This window comes from Pseudomonas mandelii, from assembly GCF_024138395.1.
In the GTDB taxonomy this organism is placed as follows: Bacteria; Pseudomonadota; Gammaproteobacteria; order Pseudomonadales; family Pseudomonadaceae; genus Aquipseudomonas; species Aquipseudomonas mandelii_E.
Window position 1 is genome coordinate 34,849 of record NZ_JAMYDU010000032.1, and the last position, 15,227, is coordinate 50,075.

Below are 15,227 nucleotides of genomic sequence, written 5' to 3' on the forward strand. Positions count from 1 at the left end.
AAAAGATCGCAGCCTTCGGCAGCTCCTACGGGGGTTGGTGTGCTCATTGGATTGGCACCGCGCGAATGGTGGCTCGTGGCTGCGCATTCGATACCGGCACACCCTGAGCCGCCGTCGGCAGTTGCGGCGCCTGCATGTCCGGCATGGCCCAACTGCGTTCCGGTTGCATCCCGCCCTGGGCGCGGCGCATGAAGTCGTAGCGGTTGAGGGTAATCGCGCGCCCGGCGCCGCTGTCGCGAATGATGTAGGGGCGCAGGAATACCATCAGGTTGGTCTTGGTGATCGCCCGGCGCTCATTGCGAAACAGCGCACCGATTCCGGGAATGGTCGACAGCCATGGCACCGCGTCGTTGCTTTGGCTGTAGCCGTCCTGCAGCAAGCCACCGAGCACCATGATCTGCCCGTCGTCGAGCAGAATGCTGGTGTCGATCGCGCGTTTGTTGGTAACGATCCCGGCGGCGGTCGCGCTGTTGGACGCACGCTCGTCGACGCTGCTGACTTCCTGGTAAATGTCGAGCTTGACTGTGCCACCTTCGGAAATCTGTGGCCGCACATTGAGCTTCAAACCGACCTCTTCACGGGTCACGGTCTGGAACGGGTTATTGCTGGTGCCGCCACCGCCAGTGACGTAGCTGCCGCTGACAAATGGAATGGTCTGGCCGACAAAAATACTCGCGGCTTCGTTGTCGAGGGTCAGCAGGTTCGGCGTCGACAGCACGTTGGTGCCGCCCTTGCTCTTCAAGGCGCGGGCGAGCACTTTCAGGTCGAGGATCTTGCCGATGCCGGGAATGTCCACCGTGCCGTTGACGTAGCCCAGATTCAGGCCCTGAGGCAGCACGTCAATGCTGGTATTGGCGTTGGTATTAATCCCCGAACCACCGAGGTTGGCGCCGCCGATCACGCCGTTGCCGCCCAGATTACCGGTCTGCCATTGCACGCCGAATTCGCTGGCATCGTCCTCGCCGACTTCGACGATCAGGCTTTCGATCACCACTTGCGCGCGACGCTGATCGAGCATGTCGATGACTTCGCGCAGGTTGCGATACACCGGTTCCGGTGCGGAAATCAGCAAGGTGTTGGTGGTGCCGTCGGCCTGAATGGTTACCCCACCTGCACTGAAGGCGACGTTCTGTTCACTCTGCTGACCGCTACCTGTCTGGCCGCTGGAGCCGCTGGTGCTCTGCCCGTAACCGTTGCCGCCCGTGGTGCTGCTGCCCGACGTAGAGGTTTGCGTGCCGCTGCTGCTCTGGCTGCCGCTCTGCCCGTTCTGGCCACCGCTGGTGTTGCCGCCCATCGCGCTGAGCACCGAACGCGCGCCGTCGCTGCCGCCGCTGTCGCTTTCCCCGGTCAGCAAGCCGCGCAGGGCCTGGGCCAGTTTGCCGGCCTGGGCGTTGCGCAGGTACACCACGTGCAGGTTGCTCGGGTTGCTCTGGGCGTTGTCGAGTTTGTAGATCAGGTTGCGGGCCAGCTCGGTGCGCTCCGGGCTGCCGGCACGGATGATGATCGAGTTGGAACGCGGATCGCCAATTACCGAAATCTTCTGCGTCGGATCGTTGCCCGGCGCCTCCAGCAAGTCCGCCACCATGCCGGCGATGTCCACGGCGATACCGTTCTGCACCTGCACCACGTCGGTGTCGATGGCGCTGGGGCTGTCGATGCCCTGAATGATCTGCGCCACGCGCGCCAGGTTCTCGGCGTAATCGGTGACGACGATGGTGTTGTTGCCGGGGTAGGCGTTGATCGGGTTGTTCGGCGAGACGATCGGGCGCAGCACTGGAATCAGGTTCACCGCGTTTTCGTATTGCAGGCGAAAGGTGCGGGTCAGCATGCCGTTGCCGGCGGGTTTGTCGTCGCTGTAAATCGGCCCGCCGAGTAACTTGGCGTCGGCCTCCGGCACCACCTGGGAAACCCCGCCGACATCGACCACGCTGAAGCCCTGCATGCGTAGGGTCGCCAACAGCATGTCGTAGGCCTGATGCGCCGGCACCTGCCCTTCGGAGACCAGCGTCAGGTTGCCTTTGACCCGTGGATCGACCAGAAACTGGCGCCCGGTGGACCGCGACAATGCACGCACCACCGCCGGGATATCGACGTCGACAAAGTTCAGCGTCACTGGTTGGTTGCCCAGCGGATTGCTCGTTGGCGCGCTACCGGCGGTCACCACATTGCTGCGGCCGGGGCTGCTGATTTTGTGTTGCACGCCTGGCGGCTGCTTCGACTGCGCCTGGTTTTTCTGGCGATCCGCCAATACATCGCCGCTACGGTTGGTGTCGGCCAACGGGCGTCCCAATTCGCTGTCCACCAGCAACGGCGGCTGTTGCGTCGTGGTGGCGGTGTTGCTGCACGCACTCAGTGCCAGCAATAAAAACGGCGCGACCATGCGGCACTGACGCGCATACAGAGAACCTGACCACTTCATGAAGCTTCCTTAGCGCCAAGCGCCTGATCCATGCGAACGGTTCCGGACAGAGTGCCTGCCGTGTCATTGGGCAAAGGTTCGCCTGCGCGCTGCAAACGGGCCTCGACCACCTCAAGGGAAAATTGCCGGGGATTGACCAGCAGCCAGCCGACCACGGCATCGGCCGGGGCCTCGTCGAACGTCAAGCGCCAAGCTTGGGGGGGTGCGGTGTCCGGCGCCTGCAATTGGTAATGCCCGGCCAGGCCGCTGGCTTCGAGGCTCTGGCGCAGGGATTGCTCGAGGCTCTGTGCGGTGGGCGGTCGCGCCACCTCACGCAGCAAGACCTCCAATGCCTCGGCCTGGGAACGCAGCTTCGGCGTTTCAGCCTGCCAGTATTCGATCTTTTTCAGCGGCGGTTGAATCAGCAACAGCCAGGTCAACAAGCCTGCCAGCACCAGCGCCGTGCCGGCGACCATGCGTTTCTCGCGCAGGGCCAAACCTTGCCAGATCACTTGGGCACGGGCGTTGAAGTGCTGCCAGCGCGCACGGTAACTCCCCAGGGAAAAGTTACTCATCGTCGGCTCCGCTGGCGTTGTCTGCGTCGCTAGCTGCTGCCTCGGCGGCCGGGCGCAAGGTCCAGCCGTCATCGGTGGCGTTAATGGCAACACCGGCCTGGGTCAGCGCGGTTTGCCATTGCTTGTCGCTGCCGGTTTTGCGCGCATCGCTCAGTAGGCTCAGCTGCAACTCGCCCTGTTCAAACACCAGTTGTTGCACGCTGCCGGCGATGAAGGGCATGCCGCTGCCGGCTTGCAGCACCAGGCTGGCGAAACGCTGGGTCGGGTCGGTCGCGGCGCCGCTCTGGCGGGCGGCCAATTGTTGACGCGTCTGTTGCAGCGGATTGAGGATCACCGGCAGCTCAGGGAAGGCCTGCTTCACCCGCTGGTTCATGTGCGTCTTGAGTCGCTGGCCCTGCGTCGCTTCACGGGCCGCGTACAGATTCAGCCCCAAGGTCCAGACCGCCACGGCCATCGCACAAAAGGCCGCCGCTCGCCCCCAGCCTGGTTGGCCGGCACTGCGTTGTTGAATGCCGCCGTGCAAACCCCAGCCGGGCAAGGCACCGGTCCAGCGTTGTTCGGCGGGTAAACAGGTGATCGTCGCCTCCGGCGGCACTTCGCCGATCCATTGCACGCTGGCGCCGTGCTCCAGCAACAGATCACTTAATGCCTCATCCACCGCCGGGTGTACGACCGCGTGCTGAAGGCTGTGACGCACCAACAGATGCCCGTCCCGAACGCAGGCCACCGGGCCATCCGCGACAGGCAAACAATACGCACCCGAGTACACACCGTGCAGGGTCAATCGCGCCATTCGCAGTAGCTGACCGAACTGGCTCAGCCATTCCCGGGACAACCACGCGATGTGCACGCGGCCCTGCCCGTCCCGTGGGCTGTGAGCGATGTGCATCTGCTCGCAGGCCCCGAGAATCAGCGCCTGCGCCGCGCACTGCACCGCCGCGGTGGTTTTGCTGGCCGGTAAAATCGGCAGGTCGATGCTCGCCAACAGGCTGTCCTGAGGGTGCAGAAAAAATGCTATCGCCGGGGTTTTCCCGCTCTGGCCCAATTGCAGCAAGGTACTTTGGCCCTCGCGGGTCACCTGGCCTTGACGGTCCAGCCAGGCGAATTCCAGCGGGCTGTCGAGAGTCAGGCCGGCCAGTGACGGCAAGGCGATGCGCAGCTGACTCATACGCCCACCCGTGACCAGATCACCTCGGGCAAGCGGTCTTCGCTGCGGTGCAGCAAGGCATCGAGACTGACCCGACGCTGATCGCTACGCGTCTTGCCACGCAAGCGGAACCAGTTGCTGGTGATCCCGACTTTGATGGTCGCCAGCTCCAGATTTGGCATGCGCAGACGGTTGACGAAATCCCCGCGATTGATGAACCACTGGCCGCCGTCACGCTCCGCGATCAGCGCCTGAGCGCGCTCAGTCGACAGCCCCGGCACGTAAGCGGCCAGCACCGGTGCGCTGGCGGTGTTGCCGTTGAGCCAGGTATTGGCCGGCAGGATGGTCAGGTAAGGCGTGATCTTCGCCAGCAGCACATCATTCATGCCCTCGACACTGCGCAGATCGTCGAGGTTGCGCAGCATCGGGCGCGTGGGCAATTGAGGTTTGCGCACGGCATTCGGCGAGGTATCGCGGCCGCTGTCAAAGCCGCTGTTGGGCGGTGCTTTGTCCGCCAACTCAGGATTCAACAGGCGTGGGTAAGAGGCGATCACCCGCTGGCTGATGCGTTGGCTCAGGGTTCCGTTGACTCCGATCAACTGGCACAGGCGCTGGAAGTTCACCAGTTGTTCCTCGTCGATTCGTTCATTGGCGACCAGGTTGCGCAGGTTGAACTTGCCCTGTTCGTCTTCCAGCCGGCCTTCGAAAGGCAAGTCACGACCGTCATAACGCGCCATCACCAAGGGCTGCGCCCATGGCTGATCGAGACGCGTCAACGGGTCACGCCGGCGCGCATCCCACAGCAGCTGTCGGCTGATCTCGATGCCACCGTGCAGCACCCAGGCGCCCTGCACCCGCAACTGCTCAGCCTCAAGGCTTCGGGTAAACACCGTTTGCCGGGTGAGCATGCCGCCGGCAATCACCGCCACCACCGCGGCGATCAGCAAGGCACTGATGATCGCCATGCCGCGTTGCTTCGCCACTGCCAGCGAATAGGCTTTCATGACCGCGCTTACAACTGCCAGGAGCCGATATCGGCATTTACGCCTTCGCCATCAGGCTGGCCGTCGGCACCGAGGGAGAAGATATCGACTTCGCCATTCGCGCCCGGATTCAGATAATTGTAGGGACGGCCCCACGGGTCATTCGGCAGGCGCTCCAGATATGAGCGCCAGTTGCTGTTCTTGGCGTCCGCCGGGCGTTCGACCAGCACTTTCAAACCCTGGGTCATGTTCGGATAGGTGCCGTGGTCCAGGCGATACAGCTTCAAGGCTTGCATCAAGCCGCCAATGTCCTGTTTGGCGGCCGTGGCCCGCGCCTGGTCCGGACGGTCCAGCACCTTGGGCACCACCATCGCCGCCAGAATCCCGAGAATCACCACCACCACCATGATCTCGATCAGGGTGAAACCTTGCTGCCCCCGAGGCAGGCGGGGCCGCTGATTCAGCAACTTGAAGCGCGCGATATCCATCTCGACATTCCCTGGCTTGATTCGATTCGACGCGCAGTGTTGCAAGAAGATATGTCAGTGATGTTGAAAATCCTCGGGAGCTTTGGTCGTCAAGCCGTCAAGCACGGGCGCTACCGTCAAGCGCTGTCCAGACTGCCCGAGCGCCTGATGCGACGCCCTCACCGAGAAGCCGGTTTTACCTTGATTGAAGTGCTGGTGGCGCTGGCAATCATTGCCGTCGCGATGTCCGCCGCGGTGCGGGTAGCCGGGTTGATGACCCAGAGCAACGGCCTGTTGCGTGACAAATCCATCGCGCTGCTGGCGGCACAGAGTCGTTTGGCCGAGCTGCGCCTTGAGGGCCGTTTGCCGTTGGGGGCGAAAGCGATCGAATGCGATCAGGGGCGGTTGCTGTTGCGCTGCGAACAGGCGATTGGCAATGCGCAGAATGGCCGCTTGGTGCGCGTCGATCTGCAAGTGTTCGACCGCAGTCGCGAGGCGCCGCCGCTGGCTAGACTCGATACCTTGCTCAGTCGACCAATAACGAAATAAACGCGGTCCGTGTAGCAGCTGCCGAGCCTGCGAGGCTGCGTTCGACTGTAGCAGCTGTCGAGCTTGCGAGGCTGCGTTCGGCTGCGAAGCAGTCGCAAAACCAGACGGCGCGGTGCATCAATCAAACCGTGGATGCCGTATTCACGACTGCTTCGCAGCCGAACGCAGCCTCGCAAGCTCGACAGCTGCTACAGGGGGTAGTTTCAGGGTTGGGTCAACACGGGCAGCGAAGGTGATCCGGGTAGCTTTTCGAGCACCAACCGGGTTTGTTCTGTACCCCGTTCAATCACCACGGCATCGCCGTCGATGGCCACGACTTTCACCCCTTGGCTCACGCGCTCGCCCACCAGAAAGCTGCGTGGCGGGCCGTCGTTAAGGCTGAGGATGGCCACCGCGCCACGGCTGCCCGCCAACACGCCGCCGACCTTGATATCGACCGGCGCCGGTTGGTTGGAAAACCATTGCAGGGCCGGGTTGCTGGAGCGCTCGGCAATCAATTGCGGTGCCGCCTCCGGGGTTCGGGATTCGGCCCGGGTGAGCAGCAGCGATGACCAGGTGACGACACCGGCCAGAGTCGCCAGCAAGGCAACAGCCTGCACGCATTGTGCCGGGGAAAACCGATCGGTGAACGACATGGGCTGAATCTCCTTTTAGTCCCTGCCCTGAGCCTACCGCTTAATTCTCACGTTTTTATTTCACACACCCATCATCTTTGCCGTGCAGGATAAAAAACGACGCAAAGGAGCGCGCAGTCGATGAATGGCTTCAAACAACAGGGCTTCACCCTGATCGAGTTGATGGTGGTGCTGGTGATCATCGGCATCGCCAGCGCGGCGATCAGCCTGAGCATCAAACCGGACCCGTTGCATTTGCTGCGCAAGGACGCCGAACGTGTCGCGCAATTGCTCCAGGTGGCTCAGGCCGAAGCCCGCGCCGATGGCCGGCCGATCACTTGGCTGGCTGACGCCAAGGGCTTTCGCTTCAGTCGCCGCAATGACCAGGACAAAGGTTTCGATCACTTCAACAACGACCCACAACTGCGCCCCCGCCCCTGGCAGACGCCGGGGATGGAAGTGCGCATAGAGCCCAGGCAAAAAGTCGTGTTGAACGCAGAGTGGATCAACCCGCCCTTGCAGTTGAAGCTGTCGGACGGGCTCAACAGCATCAGCGTGCAACGCAACGCCGCCGGCCAGGTGAGCGTCCAATGAAGGCTCAACAAGGTTTTACCCTGATCGAAGTGATGGTCGCGATCATGCTGATGGCCGTGGTCAGCTTGATCGCCTGGCGCGGGCTGGACAGCGTCACCCGCGCCGATGCTCATTTGCAGGCCAGCACCGAACAGACCGAAGCCCTGCTGCGGGCGCTGAACCAGTTGGAGCGTGACGTCGCGATGCGCGCCAGCATCGAGCTGTCCGAGCCGGCAAAGCCTGGCGTGGACGACGAACCCTCCAGCGCCCCGCCTGCGCTGATCGTGCGCAGCACCGATGGCCAAGGCTTTCGTCTGGACGTAATCCGCGTCGCGCCCAACCACAATAGCGAGTTGCAGCGCGTGCGCTGGTGGCTCAAGGGCGACACGCTCTACCGGGCTCAGGCGCCATCGCGCAGTCACTATCCGCTGCCGGCCCCCACCGGTGGAGTCGCCGTGCTCAATGACGTCAGCGAAGCCGCGTTGCGGGTGTGGGAGGTGGATAAGGGCTGGAGGAAACTGAGCGGTAACCGGCGGGAGAATCCGCTGGGGATCGAGATCAGCCTGAAGCGGCAGACGCCTCAAGGGGTTGAGCGATATCGGCAGGTGTTGGGGCCGTTGGAGTGAGTCAGGGGGGACCGCGTTATCGTTCATCGCGGGCAAGCCCGCTCCCACAGGGTTCTTCAGTACATATGGATTTTGTGTATCCATGAGATCCAATGTGGGAGCGAGCCTGCTCGCGATGGCATCAGCACAGACACCCTCACATCAACTGAGCACCACCACCCCACCCGGCAACTCTGTGCATTTGGCCCCATACGCATCGCGAATCAACAACGCCACGCCCGCCAGTTGATCCAGGCTGAAACGTGCCTGAACCTTGCGCTTGCCTAACTCGCTGTTGAGCAACAGCAACATCCCGGGACGGTAGCGGTTGATCTCGTCGATCACCGTCGACAGCGTGGCGTCGTTGAACACCAATACCTGTTGGCGCCAGGCAATCACCGCCGAGGTGTCGACCGCTTGCGGCGTGCCGACTTGCTGGGCGTCATAGGTCAATTGCTGGCCTGATTCCAGGCGAATGCTGCGACCCTGCACATCGATTTGCAATGCGCCATCCAGACAAGTGACACACACGCTCTGATCGGTATTGCGCAGATTGAAACGGGCCTGGCTCGCACTCAACCACCCTGCCCCGGCCTGAACCTTGAGCGGCGCCTGAGCACGGGTCAGAACCTCGACTTCGCCACTGACCAGTTCGAAATTGGCACTGTCACGGCGGTTGATCCGCGTCTGGGTATTGAGCTCCAGGCTCACGCCGTCCGCCAGATCGACCCGTCGCTGCTCGCCGACTTGCGTGATGTAGTCCGCGCCCAATCCCGAAAAACCACCCGGCACGGTGCCACGAATCATAAAAAACGCCGCGGACGCCGCGATGGCGCCGCCAAGAAATGCCCGACGCCCCAGATGCCGCGGCGCCCGCAAACCTTCGGCGGCGGGTTGCAACTGCTGCCACAACAGCTTGCTTTGCTCGAATGCACGGGCGTGTTCGGGGCTTTGCGCGCACCACTCGCGCAAGGCACGCGCATCGGCGACGGTCGCCCGGCCCGAGGTCAAAAGGATCAACCAGTCCTGGGCTTCGCTTTGCAGCCGATCCTGGGGTGTCGCCTCAGGGAATGACATACGGAAGATGTTCAAGCGCGGGGGTACTCACGGATTAATCTGGACTCTTCTATCAAGACGGTTTTCCCGCGCCGGGACCGAACCGCTGAATGACTTTTCTTTCCAGGCGAGCGGCGCAATGGCCCAAGGCGGCTTTGATTTCCTTCTCGACCATCCGTGTCGAAATACCAAAACGCCGGGAGATTTCCAGGTGCGGCGCCTCTTCCAGACGCGCGGCGATAAAGATCTTGCGCCGCCGCGCCGGCAGTTCGTACAGCGCTTTGAGCAGCGACTGAATTTCCTTCTGACCGCCCACCACCCGCGCCGGGTCGAGCGCTTCGTCGGACACCTGCAACAGCTCCTCCACCTCACTGCCGGTCAGCAACCGGGCATCCGACTGGCGCCGGTCGGCAGCAATGTTCAGGGCCATGCGATAGAGGTAGGCATTGGGTTGCGCGATGTTCGGCGGGGCTTCCATGCGGTCGACCCGCAGGTAGGTTTCGTGCAGGACGTCGTTGGCCAGATCCTCCGAACCGAGGCGCCTGCGCAAGCGCACCTTGAAATCGTCATAGGACGTCAGGAACAGCCTGACCATCGAACTTTGCCCGGTGTCTTTCATCCCCCGGAAACTCCTTCCCATTGTGTGCATTCCATGCGTGTTCCTGACGATTGCGGTAGCAAGAGCAGCGTGACCGGCTGGCCTAAGGAGCTGGGCGCCGGGCGTTCTATTCTGAGGTTGCGTAAACTTTCCACCAGCGCCGAGTCGCGCTGAACATCACCTGTGGAACGGACCAGGCGGCTGTACTGCACCACGCCGTCACGACCGATCCACAGTTGCAACAACGCCCGAAAACTGCCCGGCCGGGTCAACGGCGAGCGACACAAGCGACGTTCGAGCGCCGTTTGAATCGCCGTCGCATAACTGCCACCCGCCAGCGGCGCATTGTTTGCAACCGCATCAGGACTTACGGACACCTCGGCGACCTGCGCCACCTGCAAAGTGAACGCATCCGCTCGGGCATACCGCGCCATCAGCCCGCTGCCACTGAGCATCAGGCTCAATGCATCGGTTGCATTCAAGTGTCCTTTCACGGCCACCGAACGACGACCGCGGGTCAGTTGGCGATCCACCAGAACAGCCATGCCGGTGGAGCGACTGAACCGTTCAAGCGCGCTGGCCAATGCCTGGGCCGGGATGTCCAGTTCCAGCGGTGTGTGCGGATCGACCGGACCAGCGGACGCCGTCGAGGACATCAACCAAAACAGCAACGCCAGGCAAGCCTGGCGAACGTGAGTCATTAAAAACTGGCGCCCGTCCCTGGCTCTGCCTCGCTGCACGGCTGACGTACCCCTGAAAACCGTCATCCTGAGGGCTGTATATGAATCTGATGTGACGGTTGGTGCAAAAAAACCATCACGCGCCGTTAAAGCGCTTTGCTCTAGACTCACGCTCCAGAGCGGCCCCTTTGTGGCCGGCCAGGAGGCCTTCAATGAAACATCTGTCGAACCTTGTAACGGGCGTGTTGCTGATGAGCGGGCTGTCGCTGGCTTACGCCGAACAGCCGCTAGGTTGCGTCGAAGTGACGGTCGGTGGCTACAAGGCGCCGGACTACAACTGCCTCAGTCAGCAAATGGGCAACAACCCCGAGGGGGCTGTCGCTGCGCAGAAAAATCAGCAGGCGATGAACGTGCCGATCAACAAACGGCCGCCCCATCAGCTTGGCCTGGCGACACCGGCCGCCACCAGCACGCGCATGGGCAATACCTTTGGCACGTCGGTGAAACCGCAGCGACCGGCGCCGGCGCCCGCGACTTCGCCGCTGCTGATTGGCAAGTGATCAGGCACTGCCTGTAGGAGCGAGGCTTGCCCGCGAAGAATGCACCGCGGTTTTTCAGGTATTACGCGTCATCGTTCTTCGCGGGCAAGCCTCGCTCCTACAAGGTTTGCGCTTGAATTAACCGCCGGGCGTTTGCCGAAAGCTCACCGCCAGACGATTCCAGCTGTTGATGGTGCTGACCGCCATTGTCAGGTCGACCAGTTCACCTTCACTGAATTGCTCCCGGGCCAATGCGTAAACGTCATCCGGCACATGGCTTTGCGAGAGCAGGGTCACTGCTTCGGTCCAAGCCAGGGCCGCCCGCTCCCGTGGGTTGAAGAAGCTGCTTTCGCGCCAGACCACGATCGCGTACAGCCGACGATCGCTCTCGCCGAAGCGGCGCGCGTCCACCGAGTGCATGTCGGTGCAGAAGGCGCAGCCATTGAGCTGCGAGGCGCGGATTTTGATCAGGTGCAACAAGGCCGGTTCGATGCTCAGGTCGCTGGTCAGGGCCTCCAGGGCGATCATGGCTTTCATCGCTTTGGGCGATGCGCTGTAGTAATCAAGACGGGCGTTCATGGGGCGACCTCAGGGATCGGATAGATGACTCCAAGGTAGAGGCAGACCCACCGGCGTCACAGCTCCAATTTGTCGAAAAAACCGTGGACCGCCTCGCAGAAGGCCAATCGGCGGTTTTTCACCCACGCAACTTCTGCGCAGTCGCTCATGCGGGTAATCTGGCGCGACGTACAGTCGCCTCAAGAGCCCCGCCGGTATGGAACTTCATGTTGTCATCGACGGCCGCAAGGACCTGGCGGGCCAGTTGTACCGGCAATTGCGCGACGCCATCGAGTCCGGCCGCCTGACAGCCGGGACACAGCTGCCGCCCAGCCGCTTGCTGGCCGAACAACTGGGGATTTCGCGCAAGACCATTTCCGACACTTATTCGCAACTGACCTACGAGAACTTCCTCACTGGGGTGATCGGTAAAGGCACCTACGTCAATGCCCGAGCAGCGAAAACCGTTCCCAAGCAGAGCCATTCGGAGCTGGCGAGCTTTGAGGTCATCGAACGCTGGCGCAACCTGCCGACGTTCTTGCGCCACCCGACGCTGGAAGGCTCGTTGCGTTACGAGTTCATCGGTGGCGCGACCAGCAAGGGGCAGTTTCCGCAGGACGATTGGCGCCGCTGCACCTCTCATGCCTTGCGCCAGATTGCCGGTTCCAAGGGCTTCTACAGCCTGCCCGAAGGCCTGCCGGCGCTGCGCAATGCGATCGCACGGCATATCGCGTTTTCGCGCGGAGTCAATTGTCAGGACGAAGACGTGGTGGTGTGCAACGGCGCGCAGCAGGCGCTGGACCTGCTTTCCCGGGTGCTGACCCAACCGGGCAGCCTCGTCGCCATGGAAGACCCCGGCTACCCGCCGGCGCGCCTGTTGTTCGGGAGCCATGGCGCAACGGTAGTCGGCGTGCCGGTGGATGCGCAAGGCATTCAGGTCGAGCACATTCCCGATGGCACCCGGCTGATTTACGTCACCCCGTCCCACCAGTTCCCCTTGGGCATGCCCATGAGCCAGGCTCGCCGCGAAGCCCTGCTCGCAAGGGCCTATGAGCTGGGGGCGATCATCATCGAGGACGATTACGACAGCGAATTCCGCTACGAAGGCCGACCCACCGACTCGCTGCAAAGCCTGGATGAGCGCGGTATCGTCGCCTACGTCGGCACCTTCTCGAAGACCTTGTTGCCGGAGTTGCGGCTCGGGTACGCGATTTTGCCGCCAGCGATTCTCGAAGCGGTGATCCGCGCCAAGCAGCTCACCGACTTGCATACCTCCACCCTGCCGCAATGGGCGCTCGCCAAGTTCATCGCCGAAGGCTGTCTGCTCAAACACATTCGGCGCTGCCACACGATTTACGCCGGGCGCCGCGAACGGATTCTGGCGCGCATGGCGGGCGACCTTTCGCCGTGGTTCGAAGCGGTGCCGACCACGGCCGGGTTCCACATGGTGGTGCTGTGCAAGGTGCCGGTCGATATTCCATTGGTGATCGAATTGGCAAAAAAAGTCGAAGTGGGGCTTTATGCCCTGGATAGCTTTTTTTACCAGCAAGCGCCACGGGCCGGGCTTTTCCTGGGGTTCGGCGCGATCGAAACCCTGGACATCGACATCGCCCTGGACCGCTTGCGGGACATATTGCAGCAGGTCGCCTGACAGATTGGTCTGCGGCTTTATCCAGTGATTGGCTATTGGCGGTCTGGGGGTGCAGGCCTATCCTGATTGGGCGTTATCCCTCAATGAGCAGGATTCGTCCGGCCTGATTCAGGAGTGTGAGCAATGTCCAATGAAGTGATCAACACCGTAAAGGTGCAGGCCGCCGCCGGCCGCTCGGACGAACTGGGTAAGCAACTGCAAAAGATTGTCGACACCCTGCGCGAACTACCGGGCTGTGACTCCTATATGGTCGACCGCTGCCCCGAGGACGATACCCGCTGGACAGTCAGCGCCCGCTGGCAATCGGAAGCGGCCATGCACGCGCATTTCAACTGCCCCCAAGTGCAAGGCTTTATTGGCCTGATCGACAGCCGACTGGCCAACGCCGTCGACTTCAACAGCTTTCCAATCGTCTAAAACAAGATCAAAAGATCGCAGCCCCGTAGCAGCTGCCGAGCCTGCGTTCGCTGTAGCAGCTGCCGAGCCTGCGAGGCTGCGTTCGGCTGCGCAGCAGTCGTCAAATCAGAACTTGCGGTGCGTCAGAAGGACCGCGTCAGCCGGATTCACGACTGCTTCGCAGCCGAACGCAGCCTCGCAGGCTCGACAGCTGCTACGGGTAATGTACCGTCGTTGATTGGCCCCCTCACCTTCCCGAAAATTGGCTGTTTGATTGCCCGATAGCACGGCTTACCGTGGTCCCTGACGACTCATCACCTCAGGTAATCAACCATGAATGCGCTTCGCTTTTTTGCTGCCCCTTTCGCCGCCCTGACGCTGAGCGTTTCAGCCCCGGCATTCGCCCACGACACCGCAGCCCCTTCAGAAAAAGTCACCATCCTGCAGGACCAGATGCTGAAAAACGTACCCGACAAAAAAGCCATGATGATCGAAGTCGACTACCTGCCGGGCCAATCGTCCATCGCCCATAAACATCAGGGCACGGCCATGGCCTATGTGCTTTCGGGGGAGATCATTTCGCAAGTCAAAGGTGAAAAAGCGATCACCTACAAGGCCGGCGAATTCTGGTACGAGCCCGCCGGCTCTGAACATCTAATCTCGAAAAACGCCAGCGCCACCCAACCCGCCAAGTTGTTGGTGTTCATGGTGTTGGCGCCGGATGAGAAAGTGTTGATTCCTTTGGAGAGCTGATTTTTCAGAGTCTGTCTACTGTCAACTATGGCAGTAGACAGACCTTGATCACCTGCCTCAAATGCACCTTCATCGCCGGGAAAAGCACCGGAATGATCCTTGTGGTTCATGAGATGGAGTATCAAGACCATGGCTTCTACGAACGAACACCTGTCTGAAAAAAAACGAAAGGAAATCGCAAAAAAAAAGGCGGCCAAGCCAAAACATGGCCGAATCAGCAAGCCGGAATCCCGTGCCCAATTTCTTTTCGAAGCGGGCAAGCTGGACGCCGGTCAGGTCAATGCACTGGAAGGCGGAAAGTTCTTTCCCGAGACCGAAGGTAACCTGAAGGATCCGTTTGCACCACAGGACTCAAGGAACCGTGCCCCGCCTGCCAATGGCACCATTGCCAGCGGGGGGCACACGGATGATGAACGTAACTTGCTGAACGCCCCAGGTGCCCATTGGAAAAAGCACACTGTCAAATCCGGTCAAATACTGGACCTCAGATGGGAATATAGCCAAACGCATAAAACACGCCGATGGAAGTACTTGATCACCAAGCCGGGCTGGAACCACAGAGAACCTCTGGCCAGAGCCCATTTCGAGGCAGAACCGATCAAGACTTATCTGAACGAATATCAGCCCCATTGGGGAGAGGATTCCGATAAGGAACTCATCCCACCTATCATGCACATACATCAGGTGACGCTCCCTCCCCGAGAGGGATACCACGTTCTGCTGGCACTCTGGGAAGTAGCCAACACGGAAAACTGCTTCTACCAAGTGATCGATCTTCACTTCAGCGAATAATCTGTAGATAAAAGACCTCGTTACAGTACTGAGGCTGATGGCCTCTTCGCGGGCAAGCCTCGCTCCTACAGGGATTGCGGGTGTCCACAAAATCGGCGTTCGACACAAAACCTGTAGGAGCGAGGCTTGCCCGCGAAGAGGCCCGACCAGACACCACAAAACCTTCGGACAAAAAAAAGCCCCATCTCTTTCGAGACAGGGCTTTTTTCATTCAACTGTCTCGTCCTGAATAAGGTTTACACCTTCTGACTTCTTATCAGGAAGGTGCAATGGATACGGGCGCAAAACGCAGT

The 15,227-nt window shown here is 61.2% G+C and carries 18 protein-coding genes; 8 read left to right on the top strand and 10 right to left on the bottom strand.

Annotated elements, in window-relative coordinates; all coding sequences use genetic code 11:
* Positions 1-43: 43 nt before the first annotated feature.
* Genes gspD through gspG form a run of 5 tightly spaced genes read right to left on the bottom strand, consistent with a single transcriptional unit; the run spans position 44 to position 5,591 of the window.
* Entirely contained in the window at positions 44-2,419 is a 2,376-nt protein-coding gene (gspD, locus tag NHU87_RS26210) for a type II secretion system secretin GspD (protein ID WP_253553824.1), read from the bottom strand.
* Positions 2,416-2,973, bottom strand: coding sequence for a type II secretion system protein GspM (gene gspM / locus NHU87_RS26215; RefSeq protein WP_253553827.1), 558 nt, complete (start codon positions 2,971-2,973; stop codon positions 2,416-2,418). Before gspM ends, gspD begins: the two co-directional genes overlap by 4 nt.
* The gene (gspL, locus tag NHU87_RS26220) at positions 2,966-4,141 is read right to left on the bottom strand and encodes a type II secretion system protein GspL (protein WP_253553830.1); all 1,176 of its coding nucleotides are present in this window, start codon (positions 4,139-4,141) and stop codon (positions 2,966-2,968) included. Before gspL ends, gspM begins: the two co-directional genes overlap by 8 nt.
* Positions 4,138-5,124 carry a type II secretion system minor pseudopilin GspK gene (gene gspK, locus NHU87_RS26225; RefSeq protein ID WP_253553833.1) on the bottom strand — a complete coding sequence of 329 codons (987 nt, stop codon included), beginning with the start codon at positions 5,122-5,124 and terminating at the stop codon, positions 4,138-4,140. Before gspK ends, gspL begins: the two co-directional genes overlap by 4 nt.
* Positions 5,125-5,132: 8 nt before the next feature.
* Positions 5,133-5,591 carry a type II secretion system major pseudopilin GspG gene (gspG, locus tag NHU87_RS26230; RefSeq protein WP_253553836.1) on the bottom strand — a complete coding sequence of 153 codons (459 nt, stop codon included), beginning with the start codon at positions 5,589-5,591 and terminating at the stop codon, positions 5,133-5,135.
* 147 nt (positions 5,592-5,738) lie between these two features.
* On the opposite strand from gspG, the gene gspI reads away from it, so the two are divergent.
* The gene (gspI, locus tag NHU87_RS26235; protein WP_253553869.1) at positions 5,739-6,119 is read left to right on the top strand and encodes a type II secretion system minor pseudopilin GspI; all 381 of its coding nucleotides are present in this window, start codon (positions 5,739-5,741) and stop codon (positions 6,117-6,119) included.
* Positions 6,120-6,322: 203 nt separating this feature from the next.
* Here the strand turns inward: gspI and NHU87_RS26240 are convergent, their stop codons facing one another.
* Positions 6,323-6,754, bottom strand: a complete 432-nt coding sequence (locus NHU87_RS26240) for a type II secretion system protein N (protein WP_253553838.1) — start codon at positions 6,752-6,754, stop codon at positions 6,323-6,325.
* Positions 6,755-6,874: 120 nt separating this feature from the next.
* On the opposite strand from NHU87_RS26240, the gene gspH reads away from it, so the two are divergent.
* Both gspH and NHU87_RS26250 read left to right on the top strand, forming a co-directional pair.
* Positions 6,875-7,327, top strand: a complete 453-nt coding sequence (gspH, locus tag NHU87_RS26245; RefSeq protein WP_253553841.1) for a type II secretion system minor pseudopilin GspH — start codon at positions 6,875-6,877, stop codon at positions 7,325-7,327.
* Positions 7,324-7,932, top strand: a complete 609-nt coding sequence (locus NHU87_RS26250; protein WP_253553844.1) for a PulJ/GspJ family protein — start codon at positions 7,324-7,326, stop codon at positions 7,930-7,932. Before gspH ends, NHU87_RS26250 begins: the two co-directional genes overlap by 4 nt.
* Positions 7,933-8,073: 141 nt before the next feature.
* Here the strand turns inward: NHU87_RS26250 and NHU87_RS26255 are convergent, their stop codons facing one another.
* The 3 genes from NHU87_RS26255 to NHU87_RS26265 are packed head-to-tail and all read right to left on the bottom strand — an operon-like array spanning position 8,074 to position 10,266.
* A complete protein-coding gene (locus tag NHU87_RS26255) occupies positions 8,074-9,003 on the bottom strand; it encodes a FecR family protein (RefSeq protein WP_301271575.1) in 930 nt (309 codons plus the stop codon).
* A gap of 37 nt (positions 9,004-9,040) precedes the next feature.
* Positions 9,041-9,586: an RNA polymerase sigma factor gene (locus NHU87_RS26260; protein WP_095053779.1), complete on the bottom strand. Its 546-nt coding sequence runs from the start codon at positions 9,584-9,586 to the stop codon at positions 9,041-9,043.
* Positions 9,583-10,266: an STN domain-containing protein gene (locus NHU87_RS26265; RefSeq protein WP_301271576.1), complete on the bottom strand. Its 684-nt coding sequence runs from the start codon at positions 10,264-10,266 to the stop codon at positions 9,583-9,585. The genes NHU87_RS26260 and NHU87_RS26265 overlap by 4 nt, the downstream gene beginning before the upstream one ends.
* 191 nt (positions 10,267-10,457) lie before the next feature.
* Between NHU87_RS26265 and NHU87_RS26270 the strand changes: the two genes are divergently transcribed.
* The gene (locus NHU87_RS26270; RefSeq protein ID WP_253553850.1) at positions 10,458-10,805 is read left to right on the top strand and encodes a hypothetical protein; all 348 of its coding nucleotides are present in this window, start codon (positions 10,458-10,460) and stop codon (positions 10,803-10,805) included.
* A gap of 117 nt (positions 10,806-10,922) precedes the next feature.
* On the opposite strand, the gene NHU87_RS26275 is transcribed toward NHU87_RS26270, so the two are convergent.
* Positions 10,923-11,363 carry a carboxymuconolactone decarboxylase family protein gene (locus NHU87_RS26275; RefSeq protein ID WP_253553853.1) on the bottom strand — a complete coding sequence of 147 codons (441 nt, stop codon included), beginning with the start codon at positions 11,361-11,363 and terminating at the stop codon, positions 10,923-10,925.
* Positions 11,364-11,559: 196 nt separating this feature from the next.
* On the opposite strand from NHU87_RS26275, the gene NHU87_RS26280 reads away from it, so the two are divergent.
* From NHU87_RS26280 to NHU87_RS26295, 4 genes are all read left to right on the top strand, one after another.
* Positions 11,560-12,993, top strand: coding sequence for a PLP-dependent aminotransferase family protein (locus NHU87_RS26280; protein WP_253553856.1), 1,434 nt, complete (start codon positions 11,560-11,562; stop codon positions 12,991-12,993).
* Between the two features lie 123 nt (positions 12,994-13,116).
* Complete coding sequence (locus NHU87_RS26285) at positions 13,117-13,410, top strand: antibiotic biosynthesis monooxygenase family protein (protein ID WP_253553859.1); 294 nt, start codon at positions 13,117-13,119, stop codon at positions 13,408-13,410.
* A gap of 312 nt (positions 13,411-13,722) precedes the next feature.
* The gene (locus tag NHU87_RS26290) at positions 13,723-14,142 is read left to right on the top strand and encodes a cupin domain-containing protein (RefSeq protein WP_253553862.1); all 420 of its coding nucleotides are present in this window, start codon (positions 13,723-13,725) and stop codon (positions 14,140-14,142) included.
* A gap of 129 nt (positions 14,143-14,271) precedes the next feature.
* The gene (locus NHU87_RS26295; RefSeq protein ID WP_253553865.1) at positions 14,272-14,934 is read left to right on the top strand and encodes a lytic polysaccharide monooxygenase auxiliary activity family 9 protein; all 663 of its coding nucleotides are present in this window, start codon (positions 14,272-14,274) and stop codon (positions 14,932-14,934) included.
* Positions 14,935-15,227 lie beyond the last annotated feature (293 nt).